13 protein-coding genes and 1 tRNA gene are annotated in these 19,029 nt (G+C 48.2%); 12 read left to right on the plus strand and 2 right to left on the minus strand.

Going from position 1 to position 19,029, the window contains the following annotated elements:
• Positions 1-7: 7 nt before the first annotated feature.
• Genes BUB86_RS05445 through ftsZ form a run of 9 tightly spaced genes read left to right on the plus strand, consistent with a single transcriptional unit; the run spans position 8 to position 11,470 of the window.
• The gene (locus tag BUB86_RS05445; RefSeq protein WP_073206652.1) at positions 8-1,459 is read left to right on the plus strand and encodes a UDP-N-acetylmuramoyl-L-alanyl-D-glutamate--2,6-diaminopimelate ligase; all 1,452 of its coding nucleotides are present in this window, start codon (positions 8-10) and stop codon (positions 1,457-1,459) included.
• A gap of 11 nt (positions 1,460-1,470) precedes the next feature.
• The gene (locus tag BUB86_RS05450) at positions 1,471-2,742 is read left to right on the plus strand and encodes a phospho-N-acetylmuramoyl-pentapeptide-transferase (protein ID WP_073206654.1); all 1,272 of its coding nucleotides are present in this window, start codon (positions 1,471-1,473) and stop codon (positions 2,740-2,742) included.
• Positions 2,743-2,750: 8 nt separating this feature from the next.
• Complete coding sequence (gene murD / locus BUB86_RS05455; RefSeq protein WP_073206657.1) at positions 2,751-4,082, plus strand: UDP-N-acetylmuramoyl-L-alanine--D-glutamate ligase; 1,332 nt, start codon at positions 2,751-2,753, stop codon at positions 4,080-4,082.
• 41 nt (positions 4,083-4,123) lie between these two features.
• Positions 4,124-5,359 carry an FtsW/RodA/SpoVE family cell cycle protein gene (locus tag BUB86_RS05460; RefSeq protein ID WP_073206660.1) on the plus strand — a complete coding sequence of 412 codons (1,236 nt, stop codon included), beginning with the start codon at positions 4,124-4,126 and terminating at the stop codon, positions 5,357-5,359.
• A 43-nt stretch (positions 5,360-5,402) separates the two neighbouring features.
• Positions 5,403-6,509 carry an undecaprenyldiphospho-muramoylpentapeptide beta-N-acetylglucosaminyltransferase gene (gene murG, locus BUB86_RS05465; protein ID WP_073206663.1) on the plus strand — a complete coding sequence of 369 codons (1,107 nt, stop codon included), beginning with the start codon at positions 5,403-5,405 and terminating at the stop codon, positions 6,507-6,509.
• A gap of 5 nt (positions 6,510-6,514) precedes the next feature.
• The gene (gene murC, locus BUB86_RS05470) at positions 6,515-7,888 is read left to right on the plus strand and encodes a UDP-N-acetylmuramate--L-alanine ligase (protein ID WP_073206665.1); all 1,374 of its coding nucleotides are present in this window, start codon (positions 6,515-6,517) and stop codon (positions 7,886-7,888) included.
• Positions 7,889-7,894: 6 nt separating this feature from the next.
• Complete coding sequence (locus tag BUB86_RS05475) at positions 7,895-8,659, plus strand: cell division protein FtsQ/DivIB (RefSeq protein ID WP_073206668.1); 765 nt, start codon at positions 7,895-7,897, stop codon at positions 8,657-8,659.
• A gap of 6 nt (positions 8,660-8,665) precedes the next feature.
• Positions 8,666-10,120: a cell division protein FtsA gene (ftsA, locus tag BUB86_RS05480; protein ID WP_073206671.1), complete on the plus strand. Its 1,455-nt coding sequence runs from the start codon at positions 8,666-8,668 to the stop codon at positions 10,118-10,120.
• Positions 10,121-10,135: 15 nt separating this feature from the next.
• Positions 10,136-11,470 carry a cell division protein FtsZ gene (gene ftsZ / locus BUB86_RS05485; protein WP_073206674.1) on the plus strand — a complete coding sequence of 445 codons (1,335 nt, stop codon included), beginning with the start codon at positions 10,136-10,138 and terminating at the stop codon, positions 11,468-11,470.
• A 9-nt stretch (positions 11,471-11,479) separates the two neighbouring features.
• Here the strand turns inward: ftsZ and recO are convergent, their stop codons facing one another.
• Positions 11,480-12,205: a DNA repair protein RecO gene (recO, locus tag BUB86_RS05490; protein WP_073206677.1), complete on the minus strand. Its 726-nt coding sequence runs from the start codon at positions 12,203-12,205 to the stop codon at positions 11,480-11,482.
• A gap of 104 nt (positions 12,206-12,309) precedes the next feature.
• Between recO and BUB86_RS17570 the strand changes: the two genes are divergently transcribed.
• The 3 genes from BUB86_RS17570 to gyrB all read left to right on the plus strand — a co-directional run bounded on the left by BUB86_RS17570 (position 12,310) and on the right by gyrB (position 14,908).
• A tRNA-Glu gene (locus tag BUB86_RS17570) sits at positions 12,310-12,381 on the plus strand.
• A gap of 157 nt (positions 12,382-12,538) precedes the next feature.
• Entirely contained in the window at positions 12,539-12,793 is a 255-nt protein-coding gene (rpsT, locus tag BUB86_RS05495) for a 30S ribosomal protein S20 (protein WP_073206680.1), read from the plus strand.
• Positions 12,794-12,931: 138 nt separating this feature from the next.
• On the plus strand, positions 12,932-14,908 hold the full coding sequence (gene gyrB, locus BUB86_RS05500; RefSeq protein ID WP_073206683.1) for a DNA topoisomerase (ATP-hydrolyzing) subunit B: 1,977 nt from the start codon (positions 12,932-12,934) through the stop codon (positions 14,906-14,908).
• A gap of 380 nt (positions 14,909-15,288) precedes the next feature.
• Here gyrB and BUB86_RS05505 read toward each other — a convergent pair whose 3' ends face one another.
• Positions 15,289-18,165 (minus strand): two-component regulator propeller domain-containing protein, encoded by a 2,877-nt coding sequence (locus BUB86_RS05505; protein WP_081373116.1) that lies wholly within the window; start codon positions 18,163-18,165, stop codon positions 15,289-15,291.
• Positions 18,166-19,029: the final 864 nt, after the last annotated feature.

Raw genomic sequence — 19,029 nt, forward strand, 5'->3', positions numbered from 1 at the left:
TAGAGATATGAGATTAAACGAATTGCTCAAAAATGTAGAAGTAATTAACACCTTTGGGAATACAGAGGTGGAGATTACTGGTGTCAATATCGACTCTCGTCGTATTGAGAAAGGCCATCTGTTCGTTGCCATTCCAGGCACGGTAACCGATGGCCACAAGTTCATCCCAAAGGCAATTGAACTGGGAGCAGCTGCTGTTCTGTGCGAGAAGATGCCAGAAGAGCAGACTGCAGGAGTAACATACATCCAGGTAGCATCAACAGAAGATGCTGTAGGTAAGGTCGCTACCCTATTCTATGGCGACCCTTCGAGAAAATTAAAACTTGTAGGAGTTACAGGTACTAACGGCAAGACCACCATTGCCACCTTATTATATAATATGTTCCGCAAGTTCGGACATAAGTGTGGTCTGCTGTCTACTGTATGCAACTATATCGAGGGTGAGGCAATACCTGCCGACCATACTACCCCTGACCCCATCGAGCTGAACCGCTTGTTAGCCCAGATGGTAGATGCAGGTTGCGAATATGCCTTTATGGAGTGCTCAAGTCACGCCATCGCACAGAAGCGTATCGGCGGTTTGAAGTTTGCAGGTGGATTATTCACCAACTTGACACGCGACCATCTTGATTACCACAAGACTTTCGAGAACTATCGCGATGCCAAGAAGGCATTCTTCGATGGCCTCGACAAAGAAGCCTTTGCCATCACTAATGCTGATGACAAGAACGGAATGATTATGGTTCAGAACTGTAAAGCACAGGTAAAGACCTATTCTACCCGTACTATGGCAGACTTCAAGGCCAAGATTATCGAGTGTCACTTCGAGGGCATGTATCTCGACATCAATGGCAAGGAAGTTGGCGTGCAGTTCATTGGCAAGTTCAACGTCAGCAACCTGTTGGCAGTATATGGAGCAGCTGTTATGCTTGGCAAGAAGCCTGAGGACATTCTGCTGATTCTCAGCACACTGAAGAGCGTTAACGGACGTTTGGAGCCCATCCACTCACCTGAAGGCTATACAGCCATCGTTGACTATGCTCACACGCCAGATGCCCTTGAGAATGTGCTTAACGCCATCCACGAGGTTCTTAACGGCAAGGGCAAGGTTATCACCGTATGTGGTGCTGGTGGCAATCGTGACAAGGGTAAACGCCCATTGATGGCCCAGGAGGCTGTTAAGCAGAGTGACAAGGTGATTATTACATCCGACAATCCACGATTCGAGGAGCCTCAGGATATCATCAACGACATGCTGGCCGGCCTCGACCAAAAGCAGATGAAGAAGGTGCTAAGCATTGTTGATCGTCGTGAAGCCATCCGTACAGCCAGCATGCTGGCCGAGAAGGGCGATGTCATCCTTATAGCAGGTAAAGGCCATGAGGACTATCAGGAGATTAAGGGAGTGAAGCACCACTTCGACGACAAGGAAGTAGTAAAGGAAATCTTTAATTCTTAATACCATAGCTTATGTTATACTATCTGTTCAGATTCCTCGATCAATACAACATACCAGGATCGCACATGTGGGCCTACATTTCATTCCGCTCACTATTAACGCTGATTCTGTCGTTGCTTATCTCTGCATGGTTTGGCGAGAAGTTCATCAAATGGATGAAACGCAGAAGCATCTTTGAGACAGAGCGCGATCCAAGTATCGACCCCTTTGGAGTAGAGAAGAAAGGCGTGCCAACCATGGGTGGCATCATCATCATCATGAGCATACTTGTTCCTGTATTACTTTTCGGACGTCTCCGTAACACCTATCTTATCCTGATGGTCATCACCACCGTATGGCTGGGATTCCTTGGATTCCTCGACGACTATATTAAGATATTCAAGCGCAACAAGGATGGCTTGAAGGGAAAGTACAAGATTGTAGGTCAGGTAAGTATTGGGTTTATCGTAGGCCTTACACTATGGCTCAGTCCCGATGTTGTGGTACGCGAGAACGTCAACGTTCAGCAGCAGAACCAGGAGATCGTAGTCAAGCACAAAAAAGATGCTGTAAAATCACTCCACACCACCATACCATTTATCAAGAACCACAACTTGAACTACTCTAACATCATGTCGTTCTGTGGTAAGTATAAGGTAGCAGCAGGTTGGGTACTCTTTGTGCTGATGACCATTCTGGTTGTAACAGCAGTATCTAATGGAGCCAACCTGAACGACGGTATGGATGGCATGTGTGCAGGAAACTCCGCCATCATAGGCGTCGCGTTAGGCATCCTGGCTTATGTATCATCACACATAGGCTATGCCTCGTATTTCGACATTATGTACATCCCGCACTCTGAAGAGTTGGTAGTCTTCCTCTGTGCCTTCATCGGAGCCATGATCGGTTTCCTTTGGTACAACGCTTATCCCGCTCAGGTGTTTATGGGCGATACAGGTTCACTTACCATTGGTGGTATCATTGGCGTTGCAGCCATCATCATCCACAAGGAGCTGTTGCTCCCCATCCTCTGCGGTATCTTCTTCGTTGAGAGCCTGAGTGTAATTATCCAGACCCAGTGGTTCAAGATGATGAAGCGCAAGGGTCAGCGTGTTCGCGTGTTCCGCGCTACACCTATCCACGACAACTTCCGCAAGCTCGATTCTCAACTTGATGCAACCAGTAAGTATATTCTGAAGGGCTGGCCTCATCGTCCGTTCCACGAGTCGAAGATTACCATTCGATTCTGGATTACCACGATTATTCTGGCAGCACTCACCATCATAACATTAAAGATGCGATAAATATAGATATGAAAAGAATCGTTATATTAGGAGCAGGCGAAAGTGGCGCAGGAGCCGCTGTTCTCGCCAAGAAAGAAGGATTCGACGTGTTTGTATCAGACATGTCGAAGATTGCCGACAAGTACAAGAAGCAGTTAGACAACCATCAGATTGAGTGGGAAGAGGGACAGCATACAGAAGAGAAGATTCTGAATGCCGATGAGATTATCAAGAGTCCTGGTATCCCTGATACCGCTCCTATGATCCAGAAGATCATTGCCAAGGGCATCCACATCATCAGCGAGATTGAGTTTGCCGGTCGTTACACAAACTCTAAGATGATCTGTATCACAGGCTCTAATGGCAAGACCACCACTACCTCGCTTATTTATCACATCTTTAAGGAGGCAGGCTACGATGCAGGTCTGGCAGGCAACATTGGTAACTCTCTGGCACTTCAGGTAGCCGAGGATCCACACGAATACTATATCATCGAGTTGAGCTCATTCCAACTCGACAACATGTACGATTTCCGTGCCGATATCGCCATCCTGCTGAATATCACCCCCGACCATCTGGACCGTTATAACTTCGAGATGCAGAACTACGTAGATGCCAAGATGCGTATCATCCAGAACCAGACTCCAAAAGATGCATTCATCTACTGGGCCGACGATCCTATCATCAAGCGCGAACTGGAGAAATACGACATCAAGTCAATCCAGTATCCATTCTCTGAGCTGAAGGAAAAAGGTGTGATTGGTTATATCGAGGAAGGACAGTATAAGATTGAGAAGCCCGAGCCATTCAATATGGAGCAGGAGAGCCTCAGCCTTACTGGTAAACACAACATCTATAACTCTCTGGCCGCAGGTATCGCTGCCGACATTGCAGGTATCAAGAAAGAAGAGATTCGCAAGAGTCTTAGCGACTTCCCTGGCGTGGAGCATCGTCTGGAGAAAGTTTGCACCGTTCGTGGCGTGCAGTATATCAACGACTCAAAGGCAACCAACGTCGATGCTTGCTGGTATGCACTCGAGGCCATGAAGACCAAGGTTATACTGATTATCGGCGGTAAGGATAAGGGTAACGATTACAATCCTATCAAGCCACTTGTTAAGGAGAAGTGCTCTGGCATCGTATATCTCGGTGCCGACAACCAGAAACTGCACGATAACTTCGACAATCTGGGGATCCCCGTTCGCGACACCCACTCTATGAAGGAGTGTATGGAGGCCTGTTACGAGATGGCTCAGCCCGGCGAGACCGTATTGCTGAGTCCATGCTGCGCTTCTTTCGACCTCTTCAAGAACATGGAAGACCGAGGTGAGCAATTTAAAGAATTAGCAAGAAGTCTCTAGAAGAAACTAGAAATACTAGTCATACTAGATATACTAGAAATATGAACAAGAAAATAGGAAACATCTTTAAAGGAGATAAGGTCATCTGGATGGTATTCTTCTTCCTCTGCATGATCAGTATCGTCGAAGTATTCTCTGCTTCGAGCAACCTGACATACAAGAGCCAGAACTATCTGGGTCCTATCGTCTTCCACACCGTCACCATTATTCTTGGTGCCGTGGTAGCGGTAGTAACGCTCAACATCCCGTGCCGATACTTCAAGCTGATGACGCCTTTCTTGCTCATTATCACCGTCATCCTGTTGCTATGGGTATTGGCTACAGGCGAGAAGACCGGCGATGCCAGCCGATGGATTAATATCTTCGGCCTTACCTTCCAGCCCTCTGAGATAGCCAAGGGAACAGTAGTATTGGCAACGGCACAGATACTTAGCGCCATGCAAAGAGAGAATGGTGCCGATAAAAAAGCATTTAAGTACATTCTCTGTATCGTAGCACCTATAGCCATGCTGATTATGGTCGAGAACCTGTCTACCGCAGCCCTGCTATGTTCAGTAGTATTCCTGATGATGTTTATCGGGCGCGTTCCGCTTATTCAGTTAGGCAAGCTGATGGGATTTGTTGTAGGCCTCACCTTAATAGGATTACTGCTGATTATGGCAGTAGGTAACGACAACAATGTAGCTGTAGATAAGGCTAAGACCGAACAAGTATCAGCTCCAAAGGAGAAGAGCAAACTTGAGAAGATTCTACACCGCGCTGACACTTGGAAATCGCGTATTAAGAAGTTCTCTAACAAAGAGGTTATCACCCCCGACCAGTACGACCTTGACAAAGATGCCCAGGTGGCTCACGCTAATATTGCCATTGTATCGAGTAACATCATCGGTAAGGGGCCAGGTCAGTCGGTAGAACGCGACTTCCTGTCACAGGCATTCTCCGACTTCATCTTTGCTATCGTCATCGAGGAATTGGGAATCATCGGTGCATCGTTCGTCGTGCTGCTATACATCGTGTTGCTATACCGTACAGCACGCATTGCCAGTAAGTGCGAAAACAACTTCCCTGCCTTTCTTGCTATGGGATTAGCCCTCCTACTTGTCATTCAGGCTGCCTTCAATATGCTGGTGGCAGTTGGTATCGCTCCTGTTACCGGTCAGCCACTCCCACTTATCAGTAAAGGTGGTACTTCTACCATCATCAACTGCGCCTACATTGGAGTTATATTAAGTGTTAGCCGCTCTGCGAAAAAAAGGCAGCCAAAAATAGCTGAATAAGAAATATAATTTGTAATTTTGCACGCAACAATTAAAAAAAGATATGGAAGAACTTAGAGTCATCATTAGCGGAGGCGGTACTGGGGGACACATTTTCCCAGCCGTTTCAATAGCAAATGCCGTGAAATCACTTCGTCCAGATGCTAAGATTCTATTTGTGGGCGCACTTGGACGTATGGAGATGCAACGTGTACCTGCAGCAGGCTACGAGATCAAGGGTTTGCCTATCTGCGGTTTTGATCGTAAGAATTTACTGAAGAACTTCAAGGTTCTTTATAAGATATGGAAGAGTCAGCGCATGGCCAAGTCTATCATCAAGGACTTCAAGCCTCAGGTAGCGGTAGGAGTTGGTGGTTATGCCAGCGGCCCAACTCTTAACAAGGCGGCTGCTATGGGCATACCCTGCCTCATTCAGGAGCAGAACTCGTATGCCGGCGTTACCAACAAGCTGCTCGCTAAGAAAGCCGAGAAGATTTGTGTGGCTTACGAGGGAATGGAGCGATTCTTCCCCGCTGAAAAGATTATTCTGACCGGCAACCCTGTTCGTCAGGCATTGCTCGACACCAAGATCTCACAAGAAGATGCTATCAAGTCGTTCGGACTCGATCCTTCAAAGAAAACCATTCTGTTGGTAGGCGGTAGTCTGGGTGCCCGAACCATTAACGAGAGTGTACTCCAGCATCTCGACCTGATCAAGGCTGCCGATGCTCAGTTCATCTGGCAGACAGGTAAATACTACAGCGCTGAGATTGCCGAGAGACTCAAGGGCGAAAACATCCCTAACCTCAAGGTTACCGATTTTATTACCGATATGGGTGCCGCCTACAAGGCAGCCGACCTCGTTATCAGCCGTGCAGGCGCCAGCAGTATCTCTGAGTTCTGCCTGATTGGCAAACCTGTTATCCTGGTACCAAGTCCGAATGTGGCCGAGGATCACCAGACCAAGAATGCATTGGCTCTGGCTAACCGCGATGCAGCCATCTACGTGAAGGATGCCGATGCTCCAGCCACATTGCTCGAGCTGGCCATCAAGACTGTTGCCGACGAGCAGAAGCTCAAGTCGCTCAGCGAGAACGTTTTAAAACTCGCTCTGCCCGATTCAGCCGACATCATTGCAAAGGAAGTCATCAAATTGGCAGAGAAAAAGTAACGATTATGGAATTAAAAGATATCAAAGCAGTATATTTCGTAGGAGCAGGTGGCATTGGAATGAGTGCCATCGCCCGCTATTTTATTAAGAAGGGACTTGTTGTAGCTGGCTACGACAAGACGCCATCCGACCTTACAAAACGACTCGAAACCGAAGGCATGCTCATTCATTATGAAGAGAATGTCGATGAGATTCCGCATGAGTGCAAGAAGAAAGAGTCATGTCTGGTCATCTACACGCCAGCTATCCCTGCCGAGCACCAGGAGCTGAAATTCTTCCGCGAGAACGGATTCGAGATTCAGAAGCGTGCTCAGGTTCTTGGCACACTCACTCAGAGCCACAAGGGCCTTTGCGTAGCAGGTACTCATGGCAAGACCACTACTTCTACCATGTGTGCCCACATCATGCACCAGAGTCAACTTGACTGTAATGCCTTCCTTGGAGGTATCTCTAAGAACTATGGCACTAACTATATTCTGTCAGATTCTGACTTTGTAGTGATTGAAGCCGACGAGTTTGACCGTTCCTTCCATTGGCTCCGTCCTTGGATGAGCGTCATCACTTCTACCGACCCCGATCATCTGGACATCTATGGCACCAAGGAGGCTTATCTCCAGAGTTTCCGTCATTATACTGAACTCATCCAGCCAGGCGGTGCCCTGATTATCCATCGCGATCTGGAGATGAAGGAGAACATTCAGCCAGGTGTGCGTCGTTACGACTACGGTCTCACCGAGGGCGACTTCCATGCCGAGAACATCGTCATTGAGAATGGCGAGATCACTTTCGACTTCATCTCTCCTATCGAGAGCATCAAGGGTGTACAGCTAGGCCAGCCAGTGCCCATCAACATCGAGAACGGTATTGCTGCTATGGCAATGGCACAGCTCAACGGCTGTACTGCTGCAGAGCTGAAATATGGTATGCAGACCTATGGAGGTGTCGACCGTCGTTTCGACTTTAAGATTAAGACCGATAAGATGGTATTCCTGAGCGACTATGCTCACCACCCCAAGGAGATCTACCAAAGCGCTAAGAGCATCCGTGAGTTGTATAAGAACAAGCACATCACAGCTATCTTCCAACCTCACCTCTATACCCGTACACGCGATTTCTACAAGGACTTCGCCGATGCGCTGAGTCAGCTTGACGAGGTTATACTCACAGAAATCTATCCTGCTCGCGAGTTACCCATCGAGGGCGTCACCTCAAAACTCATCTATGACAACCTGAAGCCAGGTGTCAAGAAAGAAATGATACAGAAGGCTGATGTACTCGACTACATCAAGCACCACGACTTCGAGGTACTCATTGTTCTCGGAGCTGGCGACCTTGACAATCAGGTTCCTCAGATTACAAAGATTTTAAACAACAAATAATCATTGATGACTATCAACTTCAACTGGAAACAGATTCTCATCGTAGCCTGCAACGTTATCGTTGGCATCTACTTGGTACTGGCCGTCACAGCTTTCAACAACCCCGACGAGGCCATGGCCGAGCAGTGCACAGAGGTGAAGATCGACATCGAGCAGGAATCGATGGAAGGTTTCCTGAATCCAGGCGAAGTCAAGAAGTTACTCTCACAGTATAAGCTATACCCACTATCTCAGCCCATGAACACCATCTCTCCACGAAAGATGGAAGAGACGCTACTGAAGAGTCCGTTTGTAGAGAAAGTCGAGTGCTACAAGACACTAAGCGGACATGTATGTATCAACATCAAGCAGCGCATACCTGTCATCAGAATCATGGCAATCAATGGAGATAGCTACTATCTCGACCATCATGGCAACATCATGCCAGAATCAGGTTACGCCACCGACATTCTGATAGCAACAGGAAATATCACCAAAAGATACGCTCAGAACGTATTATCGAAGGTTGCCAACAAGATTGTCAGCAACAGTTTCTGGCGCAATCAGGCTGTGCAGCTTAACGTACTGCCCAACCAGACTCTTGAGATGGTACCACGCGTTGGCGACCACATCGCATTTCTTGGCAGTCCAAACAACATCGACACCAAGCTCGAGCGTCTTCGCAAGTTCTATATCTACGGATTGAACAAGGCCGGATGGAACAAGTATAACTATATTAATGTGGAGTTTAACAACCAGATTATATGTAAAAAGAATAACAGACAAATATAATAAGAGATGGCAGCAAAGGAATTTATTGTAGCAATTGAACTCGGTTCGTCAAAAGTAACCGGAATCGCGGGACAGAAGAATCTCGACGGCAGCATCAATGTGCTTGCTATGGTCAAGGAGGAGTCTTCTTCGTTCATCCGCAAAGGTGTGGTTTACAATATCGACAAGACCGCACAATGCCTTACCAGTATTATCAAGAAACTGGAGAATCAGCTCAAGACCCAGATCACACAAGTCTACGTAGGCGTAGGCGGACAATCTATCCGCAGCGTTAAGAACGTAGTAACCAAAGATCTTCCTGGCGAAACCATCATCACTCAGGACATGGTGATAGAACTGATGGATGCCAACCGCAACATGACATACCCCGACCAGGAGATTCTGGATGCTGCCGTACAGGAATACAAAGTAGGAACCCAGTTCCAGCTGGATCCCGTGGGCATTCAAGCCACCCATCTCGAAGGCCACTTCCTGAACATCCTGGAGCGTAAGGCTTTCTATCGCAACCTTAACAAGTGCTTCGAAACAGCCGGCATCAATGTTGCCGAAATGTACCTGGCACCACTTGCACTTGCCGACAGCGTGCTGACCGAGGTTGAAAAGCGCTCAGGCTGCGCACTCGTCGATTTGGGCTACGACACTACCACCGTATCCGTTTATTCTAAGAACATCCTGCGCCATCTTGCCGTCATTCCCCTTGGTAGCAACAACATCACCAAAGATATAGCATCACTCCAGATGGAAGAGAGCGATGCCGAGCGCATGAAACTGAAATACGGTTCAGCATATACCGAAAATAGTGATATAGACAATGATCTGAAATACTCTATCGATCCCGATCGTCAAGTAGAGAGCCGCAAGTTCATCGAGATTGTCGAGGGACGCCTTGAGGAGATTATCGAGAACGTATGGTACCAGATTCCATCTGAGTACTACGACAAGCTGCTCGGAGGTATCATTCTGACCGGTGGCGGCTCGAATATGAAGAACATCGAGAAGGCATTCGTAAACCATACTCATGTCGACAAGATCCGCATTGCCAAATTTGTATCGCAGACCATCATTACTAACAACGAGGAGATTAAGTCGCACAATGGCATGCTGAACACCGTATTGGGACTGCTAGCAAAGGGCGACATCAACTGCGCAGGCGATGCCTTCGATCCTAACGGCGACCTGTTTGCCAGTCTGAAACCTCAGACACTTCACCCCACTAACGACCAGCGCCCTGCCCGTCAGGCAACCGATATCCCTGCAGGTGTAATCCGTACCGAAGCCGAGAAACAGAAGGCTGAAGAAGAGAAGCGCCGCCAGCAGGAGGAGGAAGAGCGCGCACGCCAGGAGGAAGAGCGCCTGAAGCAGGAAGAAGAGGCCCGCATCCGCAAGGAAAACAGCACTTGGAACAAGCTGAAGAAGGGTATCCTGAAGTTTGGTAAGTCGATTGTCGAAGAAGAAGATTAAAAAAAGCAGAAGATTATGGAGAACAATATGAACGTAGATATCCTTGACTTCGGAGCACCGGAGAAGGAGCATAGCATCATCAAAGTTATTGGTGTTGGTGGTGGCGGCGGCAACGCAGTTAACCACATGTACCGTGAGGGCATTCACGATGTAACATTCGTGCTTTGCAACACCGACAACCAGGCACTTAACGATTCGCCCGTACCCGTACATCTCCAGTTGGGTAAGGAGGGACTAGGAGCAGGCAACAAGCCCGAGAAAGCCCGCCAGGCAGCAGAAGAGAGCATCGAGGACATCCGTACCATGCTGAGCGACGGCACCCGCATGGCCTTTATCACTGCCGGTATGGGGGGTGGCACCGGCACCGGTGCAGCTCCAGTTATCGCACGTGTTTCCAAGGAGCTTGGCATTCTTACCGTTGGTATCGTCACCATCCCCTTCCGTTTCGAGGGCGATCGCAAGATCGACCAGGCTCTCGACGGTGTCGAGGAGATGTCGAAACACGTTGATGCACTGCTGGTTATTAACAACGAGCGCCTTCGCGAAATCTATCCCGAACTCTCTGTACTCGACGCTTTCGGAAAGGCCGACGACACACTGAGTGTGGCTGCCAAGTCTATTGCAGAGATTATTACCGTTCACGGACTCATCAACCTCGACTTCAACGATGTAAAGACCGTACTGAAGGATGGTGGCGTTGCTATCATGTCAACCGGTTATGGCGAGGGCGAAGGCCGTGTTAAGAAGGCTATCGAGGATGCACTGAACTCACCTCTGCTCAACGACAACGACATCTTCAACTCTAAGAAGATTCTGCTCTCTATCTCGTTTGCAGGTTCTAAGGATGGTCAGTCATCACTCATGATGGAAGAGATGAACGACGTAAACGACTTCATGGCCAAGTTCGGCAACGACTTCGAAATCAAATGGGGACTTGCAACCGACCTTGAACTGGGCAAGAAGGTAAAGGTAACCATTCTGGCCACAGGTTTCGGCATCGAAAACGTAGATGGCATGGGCGGCCACCTCAAGAAGCATAGCCAGGAAGACATCAACCGAATTGCTGCCGAGCAGGAGAAGGCTGCCGAACGACAGGACCGTCGTAACCGCTACTATGGCGGCGAGGGCGCTACCAAGCGTTATAAGCGCCGTCCTAACATCTACCTGTTCCGTCCTGAGGATCTTGACAACGACGATGTCATCTCAGCTGTAGAGCAGACACCTACCTACAAGCGCACCCGTGAGATTCTTGACAGCATCAACTCGCAGGCCAGCAACGAGGTAGTTGTTATCGACGAGGCTGCTCAGGATCCACAGGAGCCCATACAGGGCACCATCAAATTCATGTAAATTCGCGCCTTACTGATATAAGGCTTGCAATACTTCTATCGACTTCATCTCTGGAAAATCCGGCAGATGAAGTCGATAATAGTTAATCGACACTTCGAGCAGGCGGTTCCTGTCGTCGTGCGACATACGGAACAGATGCATCGTCGGAAAATCCATACGCATCATCAGCTGCACCTTCTGCGCCTCCTCAGGATGCAAAAAGTCGCGATGTACGGGCGGATTCCTCATAAACTCACTCTCTCTAAGGTCAAAGTAATCACCAGCCTCGTAGTCATCCAGATTAGGATAGAAGCCCAGGAATCGTGTCAGTCTCATCAGAAACACCAGATGGAAGTTGGCAAAGTTACTTTGCTGCCCATCCAGCCATACGATACTATACTCCAGATAATCGTATAGCAGGTCATTACGCTGTTCCGACCGCAGCGCATAATACAGAAACTCTGCCACAAACAGCGATATAGCCAGCTTATCAGGCTCAAAGGGGATAGATGCAAAAGGCGTCATCATCCTCACATCATTCAACTTCTGCAGCTGCAGCTTAGGGCGTATGTCGGTTTCAATCTCCAATAGTGTAAGAGGCTGAAAAAATTGCTTCTTAATCTTGCTTTTAGGTGCCTTGGGTATGCTCACGATAAACGACTGCCTACCAAACGCTTTGGTAAACATATCCACAATCAGTCGCGACTCGCCATACTTGAGCGAATGTAGCACAATAGCCTGAGTTTTCGTCAACATATCGGTGCAAAGATACACATTTTATCTGTAAAATGTTATTTTTTACTAAAAAAATTTGGTAGAATGGAAAAATAGTAGTACTTTTGCACCCGCATTTCATGGACGGTCCCTTCGTCTATCGGTTAGGACGAGAGATTTTCATTCTCTAAAGAGGAGTTCGACTCTCCTAGGGACTACAAATTTAAATCTTCCATCTGCACAGCCATGTGCTACCATACTCTAAGGATGGGACAAGGTGGTAGAGGGCTCCTTCCGAGAAGCCCGCCCAGGGCAGCCTTAACGACGTAAGACCCATAAGCTTTATAATTAACAATTTAAAATTTCAAAACAAACATGGCAAATCACAAGTCATCAGTGAAGAGAATCCGTCAGGAGAAGAAAAGAGCACTTCACAACCACTACTACGCAAAGACAATGCGTAATGCAGTTCGCAAGCTCCGTGCTACCACAAACAAGGAAGAGGCTGTAGCTCTGTATCCAAAGGTACAGAAGATGCTGGACAAGCTGGCTAAGACCAACGTTATCCACAAGAACAAGGCCGCAAACCTGAAGTCAAGCCTTGCACTGCACGTTAATCAGCTGGGATAATTTTCTACCCATTGATAAGATTTAAGCCGTAGCCCGATAAGGGTTGCGGCTTTCTTTTTTGGTTTTTTAGCAGATAAACTATGTTTATCTGAACTTTTTTTTGTACCTTTGCAACCAATTAGTGCAATTAAGAACAAAATGACAGAAGAACAACTGAACCAAGAACAAAATTACTCCGCGAGTAACATTCAGGTACTCGAGGGTCTGGAAGCCGTACGTAAGCGCCCTGCTATGTACATTGGCGACATCAGTGAGAAAGGTCTCCACCATCTGGTAAACGAAACCGTCGACAACTCTATCGACGAGGCGATGGCTGGCTATTGTACTCACATCGAAGTAACTATCAACGAAGATAATTCTATCACCGTACAGGATAACGGTCGTGGTATCCCTGTAGACGAGCACGAGAAGATGCACAAGAGTGCGCTCGAGGTAGTAATGACAGTGCTCCACGCCGGAGGTAAGTTCGACAAGGGTTCCTATAAAGTATCAGGAGGTCTGCACGGTGTGGGTGTAAGCTGTGTTAACGCCCTCTCTACCCACATGATGTCGCAGGTATTCCGTAATGGTCATATCTACCAGCAGGAATACGAGAAGGGTAAGCCCCTCTACGACGTTAAGATTGTAGGCGACACTGATAAGACCGGTACCCGCCAGCAGTTCTGGCCCGATGGCAGCATTTTTACCACTACCGAGTATAAGTACGACATCATCGCTAAGCGTATGCGCGAGCTGGCCTATCTTAATGCCGGTATCACCATCACACTGACCGACCTTCGTCCTGATGAGGAAGGCAATCTCCGCCAGCCCGAGGTGTTCCACGCCAAGGAGGGATTGAAGGAATTTGTGCGCTACGTCGATCGTCACCGCACCTCAATCATCGGCGATCCTATCTGTCTGAAGACCGAGAAGGACGGTGTGCCCATCGAGGTAGCTCTGCTCTACAACAGCGACTATTCAGAGAATATTCACTCTTACGTTAATAATATCAACACCATCGAGGGTGGTACCCACCTCACAGGTTTCCGTATTGCCCTAGCCCGTGCACTGAAGAAGTATGCCGACGAGGACGATCAGCTGCGCAAGCAGATTGAGAAGGCCAAGATTGAGGTGGCACAGGACGACTTCCGCGAGGGTCTCACAGCTATCATCTCTGTAAAGGTAGCCGAGCCTCAGTTCGAGGGCCAGACAAAGACCAAGCTGGGTAACAGCGAGGTAAACGGAGCCGTACAGAAGGCCGTAGGCGAGGCTATGACCAATTATCTGGAAGAGCACCCCAAAGAGGCTCACACCATCTGCGAGAAGGTTATTCTAGCCGCCACAGCACGTATCGCAGCCCGCAAGGCCCGTGAGAGCGTACAGCGCAAGAATCCTATGACCGGTGGTGGTCTGCCCGGAAAGCTGGCCGACTGCTCTAACAAGGATCCCAAGGAGTGCGAGATCTTCCTCGTCGAGGGAGACTCAGCCGGTGGTTCTGCCAAGCAGGGCCGCGACCGCCACTTCCAGGCCATCCTGCCCCTGCGTGGTAAGATTCTGAACGTAGAAAAGGTACAGTGGCACCGTGTGTTCGAGGCAGAGTCGGTTATGAACATCATCCAGAGTATCGGTGTACGTTTCGGCGTAGACGGCGAAGACTCTAAGGATGCCAATATCGACAAGCTGCGTTACGACAAGATCATCATCATGACCGACGCCGACGTCGATGGTTCTCACATCGACACACTGATCATGACACTCTTCTATCGCTTCATGCCACAGGTTATTCAGGGTGGCCACCTCTACATCGCTACTCCACCACTCTACAAGTGTACTTATAAGAAGACCTCTGAGTACTGCTACACCGAGCAGCAGCGTCAGGCCTTTATCGATAAGTATGTAGCTGGTAACGGCGACGACAAGGCACTGCACACTCAGCGCTACAAAGGTCTTGGTGAGATGAACCCCGAGCAGCTGTGGGAGACCACCATGAATCCCGAAAACCGCTTGCTCAAGCAGGTAACCATCGAGAATGCTGCCGAGGCCGACGAGATCTTCTCAATGCTGATGGGCGATGACGTAGAACCACGCCGCGAGTTCATCGAGAAGAACGCCACCTACGCCAATATCGACGCATAAGCAACATATTTGCTATCATATACCGAACCACCCCCATAACTCTATGGGGGTGGTTTTTGTTTGCTCGCCAGTCCTCTGCCTAGAGGACTTGAGTCCTCCTACTAAAGGATTGCAGTCCTCTAGGCAGAGGACTGCAATCCCGATTACGTAAAGACTGAGCTTACTATTAATCTATCCTTCCTAGAAAAAACATATTAATACGTTTTCGTTTTTTAGCATCACACTTATTATATTACACAAAAACTCTGGCTATTCATATTTTAAAGAATTTAATAACCATTCGTAAAACAAGAGCTTCTCTTCTAGGACTCTTAGCGATTTGTATTGACTATCAACAACTATTCTTAGTTTATTGATTAATTCGAGAGCAAAGATATGCATTATTCTTCGTCATAATTTAGGTACTCGCTGGGGAGCATGCCGAACTCTTTCTTGAAGCACTTAGTGAAATACTTGGGGGTGTTGAATCCAACCTCCATGGAGAGTTCGGTCATCTTGATGTCGGGGCGCTGGCGCAATAGTCTGCAGGCCTCCTTCAGGCGTATACTGTTGATGAAGCCTGTTACGTTCTGATCGGTCAGTGCTCGAAGCTTATTATAAAGGGTTGACGACGAGACACACATGTCAGAGGCAAACTGCTCGCGGTCGTAGTCGCTATCGTTGATATGCTGCTTCACGCAGTCGATGGCCCTGCTCAGAAATTGCTCATCGGGCGACGAGTGCTGCTGCTCCTCGGCCTCGAGGGCCTTGCGTGCGCCTTCGTACTGCTGCATCACCATCAGCTCGCGATAGTGAAGCAACTCACTCACGCGCTGCTGCAGGCGGGCTCGGCGGTTTACCCTGGCCTTATACCACTCCTTAACGCCATAGATAGCGGCTACAAGCAGAACGGCATAGATGATGTAGGCCCACCATGAGCGATACCAAGGTGGAAGCACCTTGATCTCGATGGGATAAGGCATCTCTACCACACGTCCGTAACTATCGGCTGCGCGAAGTTTCAGGCTATAAACGCCCGGTGGCAGATTCTGATAGGTGGCAGCACGGCTCTGTGCATCGGTATTATGCCAGTCGCGGTCGTAGCCCTCAAGGAAATAGGAATAACGGCATTGTTCCTGATTCTGATAGGTGAGCAAGGCAAACTCGATAGAGAACTTGCGAGTATCCGATGGAATCGTGATTTTTTTAGTAAAGAAAGGCTGTTCTTGCGAGATGGCGTTGCGCTTCAGTGAGTCGTTCCAGAGATAAGGATTATCGTCGATAATCAACTCGGTAACAACCAGCTTGGGCGATGTGCCCTGCTGCCAGCGTTCTATCTCGGAGGTGTTAAACGAGAAGAAGCCCTTGGCGCTGCCATAGAACAACTCGCTACCGAAGCTGAAGGCGCCGTTCGACGAGAAGTTAATGGCCTCGATACCGTCTTCCATATTATAGGTGGTAGTGCCCTGGCCGTTGGCCAACGTGAGACGTACCAATCCCTTATCGGTAGAAAGCCATATCTTGCCGTTATCATCGCCCTGTATAGAGTAGATACTACCCATACCAATATAATATCGGTGGTTAACGGGCTCGAACCGATCGGTTTCATCGTTAAGCAGAAACAGTCCACCGCTATTGGAGATAGCCCAAAGCTGACGGTTGGCATCCTCGTAGACAGTAGTAGCCTCGTCGATGGCGTAATTCTGCGCTGCAGGCGCATACTGATGGTAGGTCCACGACTTAGGATTATCAGCGCTACCCGTAATACGTATGATGCCATGATCCTCGGTAGACACCCAGATACGATGCTGATGATCTTCGGATATAGACAACACATGACAATTGCTGAAATCGCGTCCTGATTCGTTCATCTTCAGTATCTGCCCCTGGGTTTCAGAGAAGGCGATGCCTATTCCATTATTCTGCCCTACAAGTATCGATCCGTTTTTCAGAACATGAAGGGCGCTTACCTCGCTATCGCCTAAGAAAGGCGTACTGCCACGAGCCAACAGATGGGCTGGGCGGCCTTCATGCCACACCAGTATGCCGCGCGAACTGGCCAGCCAGATTGAGCTGTCAGGGCGCACTATCATGTCGGAGATGGTATGTACGTAGACACCCTGCTGGCCTGTCATGCTTTCCAAACCAGGGATATGATTGTTGTACAACACGCTACCAGCTTGACGGTCGTACAGAGCCAGACCATAAGGTTGCAAGCCCAACCAGAAACGATTGCCATCGGTGGTAAAGACCTTCTGAACACGGTTTACCGGCAACTCGAGTCCATCAGGGTTCAGATGATAGAAGTGGAAGGGAGAAGGGCGGGTGCTGAGGTGCACGATACCATTATCGCGGGTAAGTGCCCAAAGATTTCCCATTCCATCGGTCACCATGTCATAACAGAATGACAGTATGGGGTAGTTTTGTACGTCTGTCTCATCGTCAAGGTCAACACGGGTAAGGCCCTCAATACAGCAGCCCCACACAGCATGACTCATGGAATCTTCTACTAAACTATGGAATGTACGGAAATCGACTCTGCCATCGTTCATCTTATGCATATCAGGAGACTTCTCGTTGTCAGGATGGTCAAGCCGCACTATGCCATGTTCCCATGTACCAATCCATAGCCGCCCTCTACTATCCATCAACATGGTCTGGGCTGTATTGCGCTCGCTTAAACGAGGATAACCTACAATCTTCCCACTTTTCTTGTTAAGACGAAACAGTCCTCCCTCCCAGGTTCCAATATAGATATTTCCGCGATTATCCTCTGCAAACGAGATAACACCAAAAGAGATGTTGATATCGATGAAACCGTCGGTTTTCTTATCATATCTAAAGACACCGGCATTTGTACCAGCCCAAACAACACCTTCTTTATCGGTATGAAGAGCGTTAATTAATCGGGCTTGATTACCTGGCAGATGATATATCTTGAACGTACCCCTACGGCGATCATAAAGTGCAAGTCCGTCGCGAGTTCCTATCCAGAGACCATCATTAAGATCTTCTGCTATCGAGCGTACATAATTATTGGGGAGTATGCCTGGAGTATAGGCATTATTACGATAGTATTTGAAACTATATCCATCAAATGATCTGAATCCCTGGTCTGTACCTACCCACATCATGCCATAGCGATCGAAGATGAGCTTTCGTGCTTCCTCGATGCCCTGGACAGGCGTCTGCGACATGATTCTGAGTGATACGCGACAGGCACAGACCACCTCACAAATTCCAAAAACTGCTATTAATAGTAAAAGTACACGTTTCATTAGTTAGCTATTTTCTGCCCGCAAAGGTACTAAACTTTTGCCAATCATCAAAGAAAAAAGCAAAAATAACAATATGTTTACCCTAAATAATGATATTGAACCATTGATATAAATCAATTATTGTACTTTTGCACCTGCAAAACCAAATGATAACTCAAAATGAAGAAAGGATTACTATTCGCATCGTTGCTTCTGGCCTTAGTTGCTCAGATTGATGCCAAAACAAAAAAAGTGCTCACAGAAAAGGACATGGGTGCTTACCTGTTTACGTACTTTAACGACCCCACACACTCGTTGTTTATGGCTATCAGCTACGATGGATATACTTTTACGGCTGTGAATAACGGCGAGCCCATCATTTCTGGCGATTCAATCGCAGACCAGAGGGGAATACGCGATCCACATATCTATAGAGCTCCGAATGGCAAATTCTATATCGCCATGACCGACCTTCATGTTTTTGGTCGCGAGATGGGATTGCGTGCCACACAATGGGAGCGTCCTGATGAATTCGGATGGGGTAACAATCGCGGACTGGTATTGATGGCCAGCGACGATTTGATACATTGGACTCACCATGAGGCACGTATAGATAAGCTTTTCCCTGAGAAGTTTGGCAAAATTGGATGCGCATGGGCTCCACAAACCATTTGGGATCCAGCTGTAGGCAAACCAATGGTGTACTTTACTATACGTCAGCATGCAGGCGGGCGTACCAAACTGTATTACAGTTATGCCAACGAGGAATTTACTACGCTCGAGACCGAGCCTCAACTGCTGTTTGAGTATCCCGACGAAAAGATTCAGGTACTTGATGCCGACATATGCCCAATGCCCGACGGACGCTACTTTATGAGCTATGTG

It is taken from the genome of Xylanibacter ruminicola (assembly GCF_900142525.1).
Taxonomy (GTDB): domain Bacteria; phylum Bacteroidota; class Bacteroidia; order Bacteroidales; family Bacteroidaceae; genus Prevotella; species Prevotella ruminicola_A.

Bases quoted from the DNA above. Each gene is read 5' to 3' on its own strand.
- BUB86_RS05445 (WP_073206652.1), top strand. From the start codon at position 8: ATGAGATTAAACGAATTGCTCAAAAATGTAGAAGTAATTAACACCTTT.
- BUB86_RS05450 (WP_073206654.1), top strand. From the start codon at position 1,471: ATGTTATACTATCTGTTCAGATTCCTCGATCAATACAACATACCAGGA.
- murD (WP_073206657.1), top strand. From the start codon at position 2,751: ATGAAAAGAATCGTTATATTAGGAGCAGGCGAAAGTGGCGCAGGAGCC.
- BUB86_RS05460 (WP_073206660.1), top strand. From the start codon at position 4,124: ATGAACAAGAAAATAGGAAACATCTTTAAAGGAGATAAGGTCATCTGG.
- murG (WP_073206663.1), top strand. From the start codon at position 5,403: ATGGAAGAACTTAGAGTCATCATTAGCGGAGGCGGTACTGGGGGACAC.
- murC (WP_073206665.1), top strand. From the start codon at position 6,515: ATGGAATTAAAAGATATCAAAGCAGTATATTTCGTAGGAGCAGGTGGC.
- BUB86_RS05475 (WP_073206668.1), top strand. From the start codon at position 7,895: ATGACTATCAACTTCAACTGGAAACAGATTCTCATCGTAGCCTGCAAC.
- ftsA (WP_073206671.1), top strand. From the start codon at position 8,666: ATGGCAGCAAAGGAATTTATTGTAGCAATTGAACTCGGTTCGTCAAAA.
- ftsZ (WP_073206674.1), top strand. From the start codon at position 10,136: ATGGAGAACAATATGAACGTAGATATCCTTGACTTCGGAGCACCGGAG.
- recO (WP_073206677.1), bottom strand. From the start codon at position 12,205: ATGTTGACGAAAACTCAGGCTATTGTGCTACATTCGCTCAAGTATGGC.
- rpsT (WP_073206680.1), top strand. From the start codon at position 12,539: ATGGCAAATCACAAGTCATCAGTGAAGAGAATCCGTCAGGAGAAGAAA.
- gyrB (WP_073206683.1), top strand. From the start codon at position 12,932: ATGACAGAAGAACAACTGAACCAAGAACAAAATTACTCCGCGAGTAAC.
- BUB86_RS05505 (WP_081373116.1), bottom strand. From the start codon at position 18,165: ATGAAACGTGTACTTTTACTATTAATAGCAGTTTTTGGAATTTGTGAG.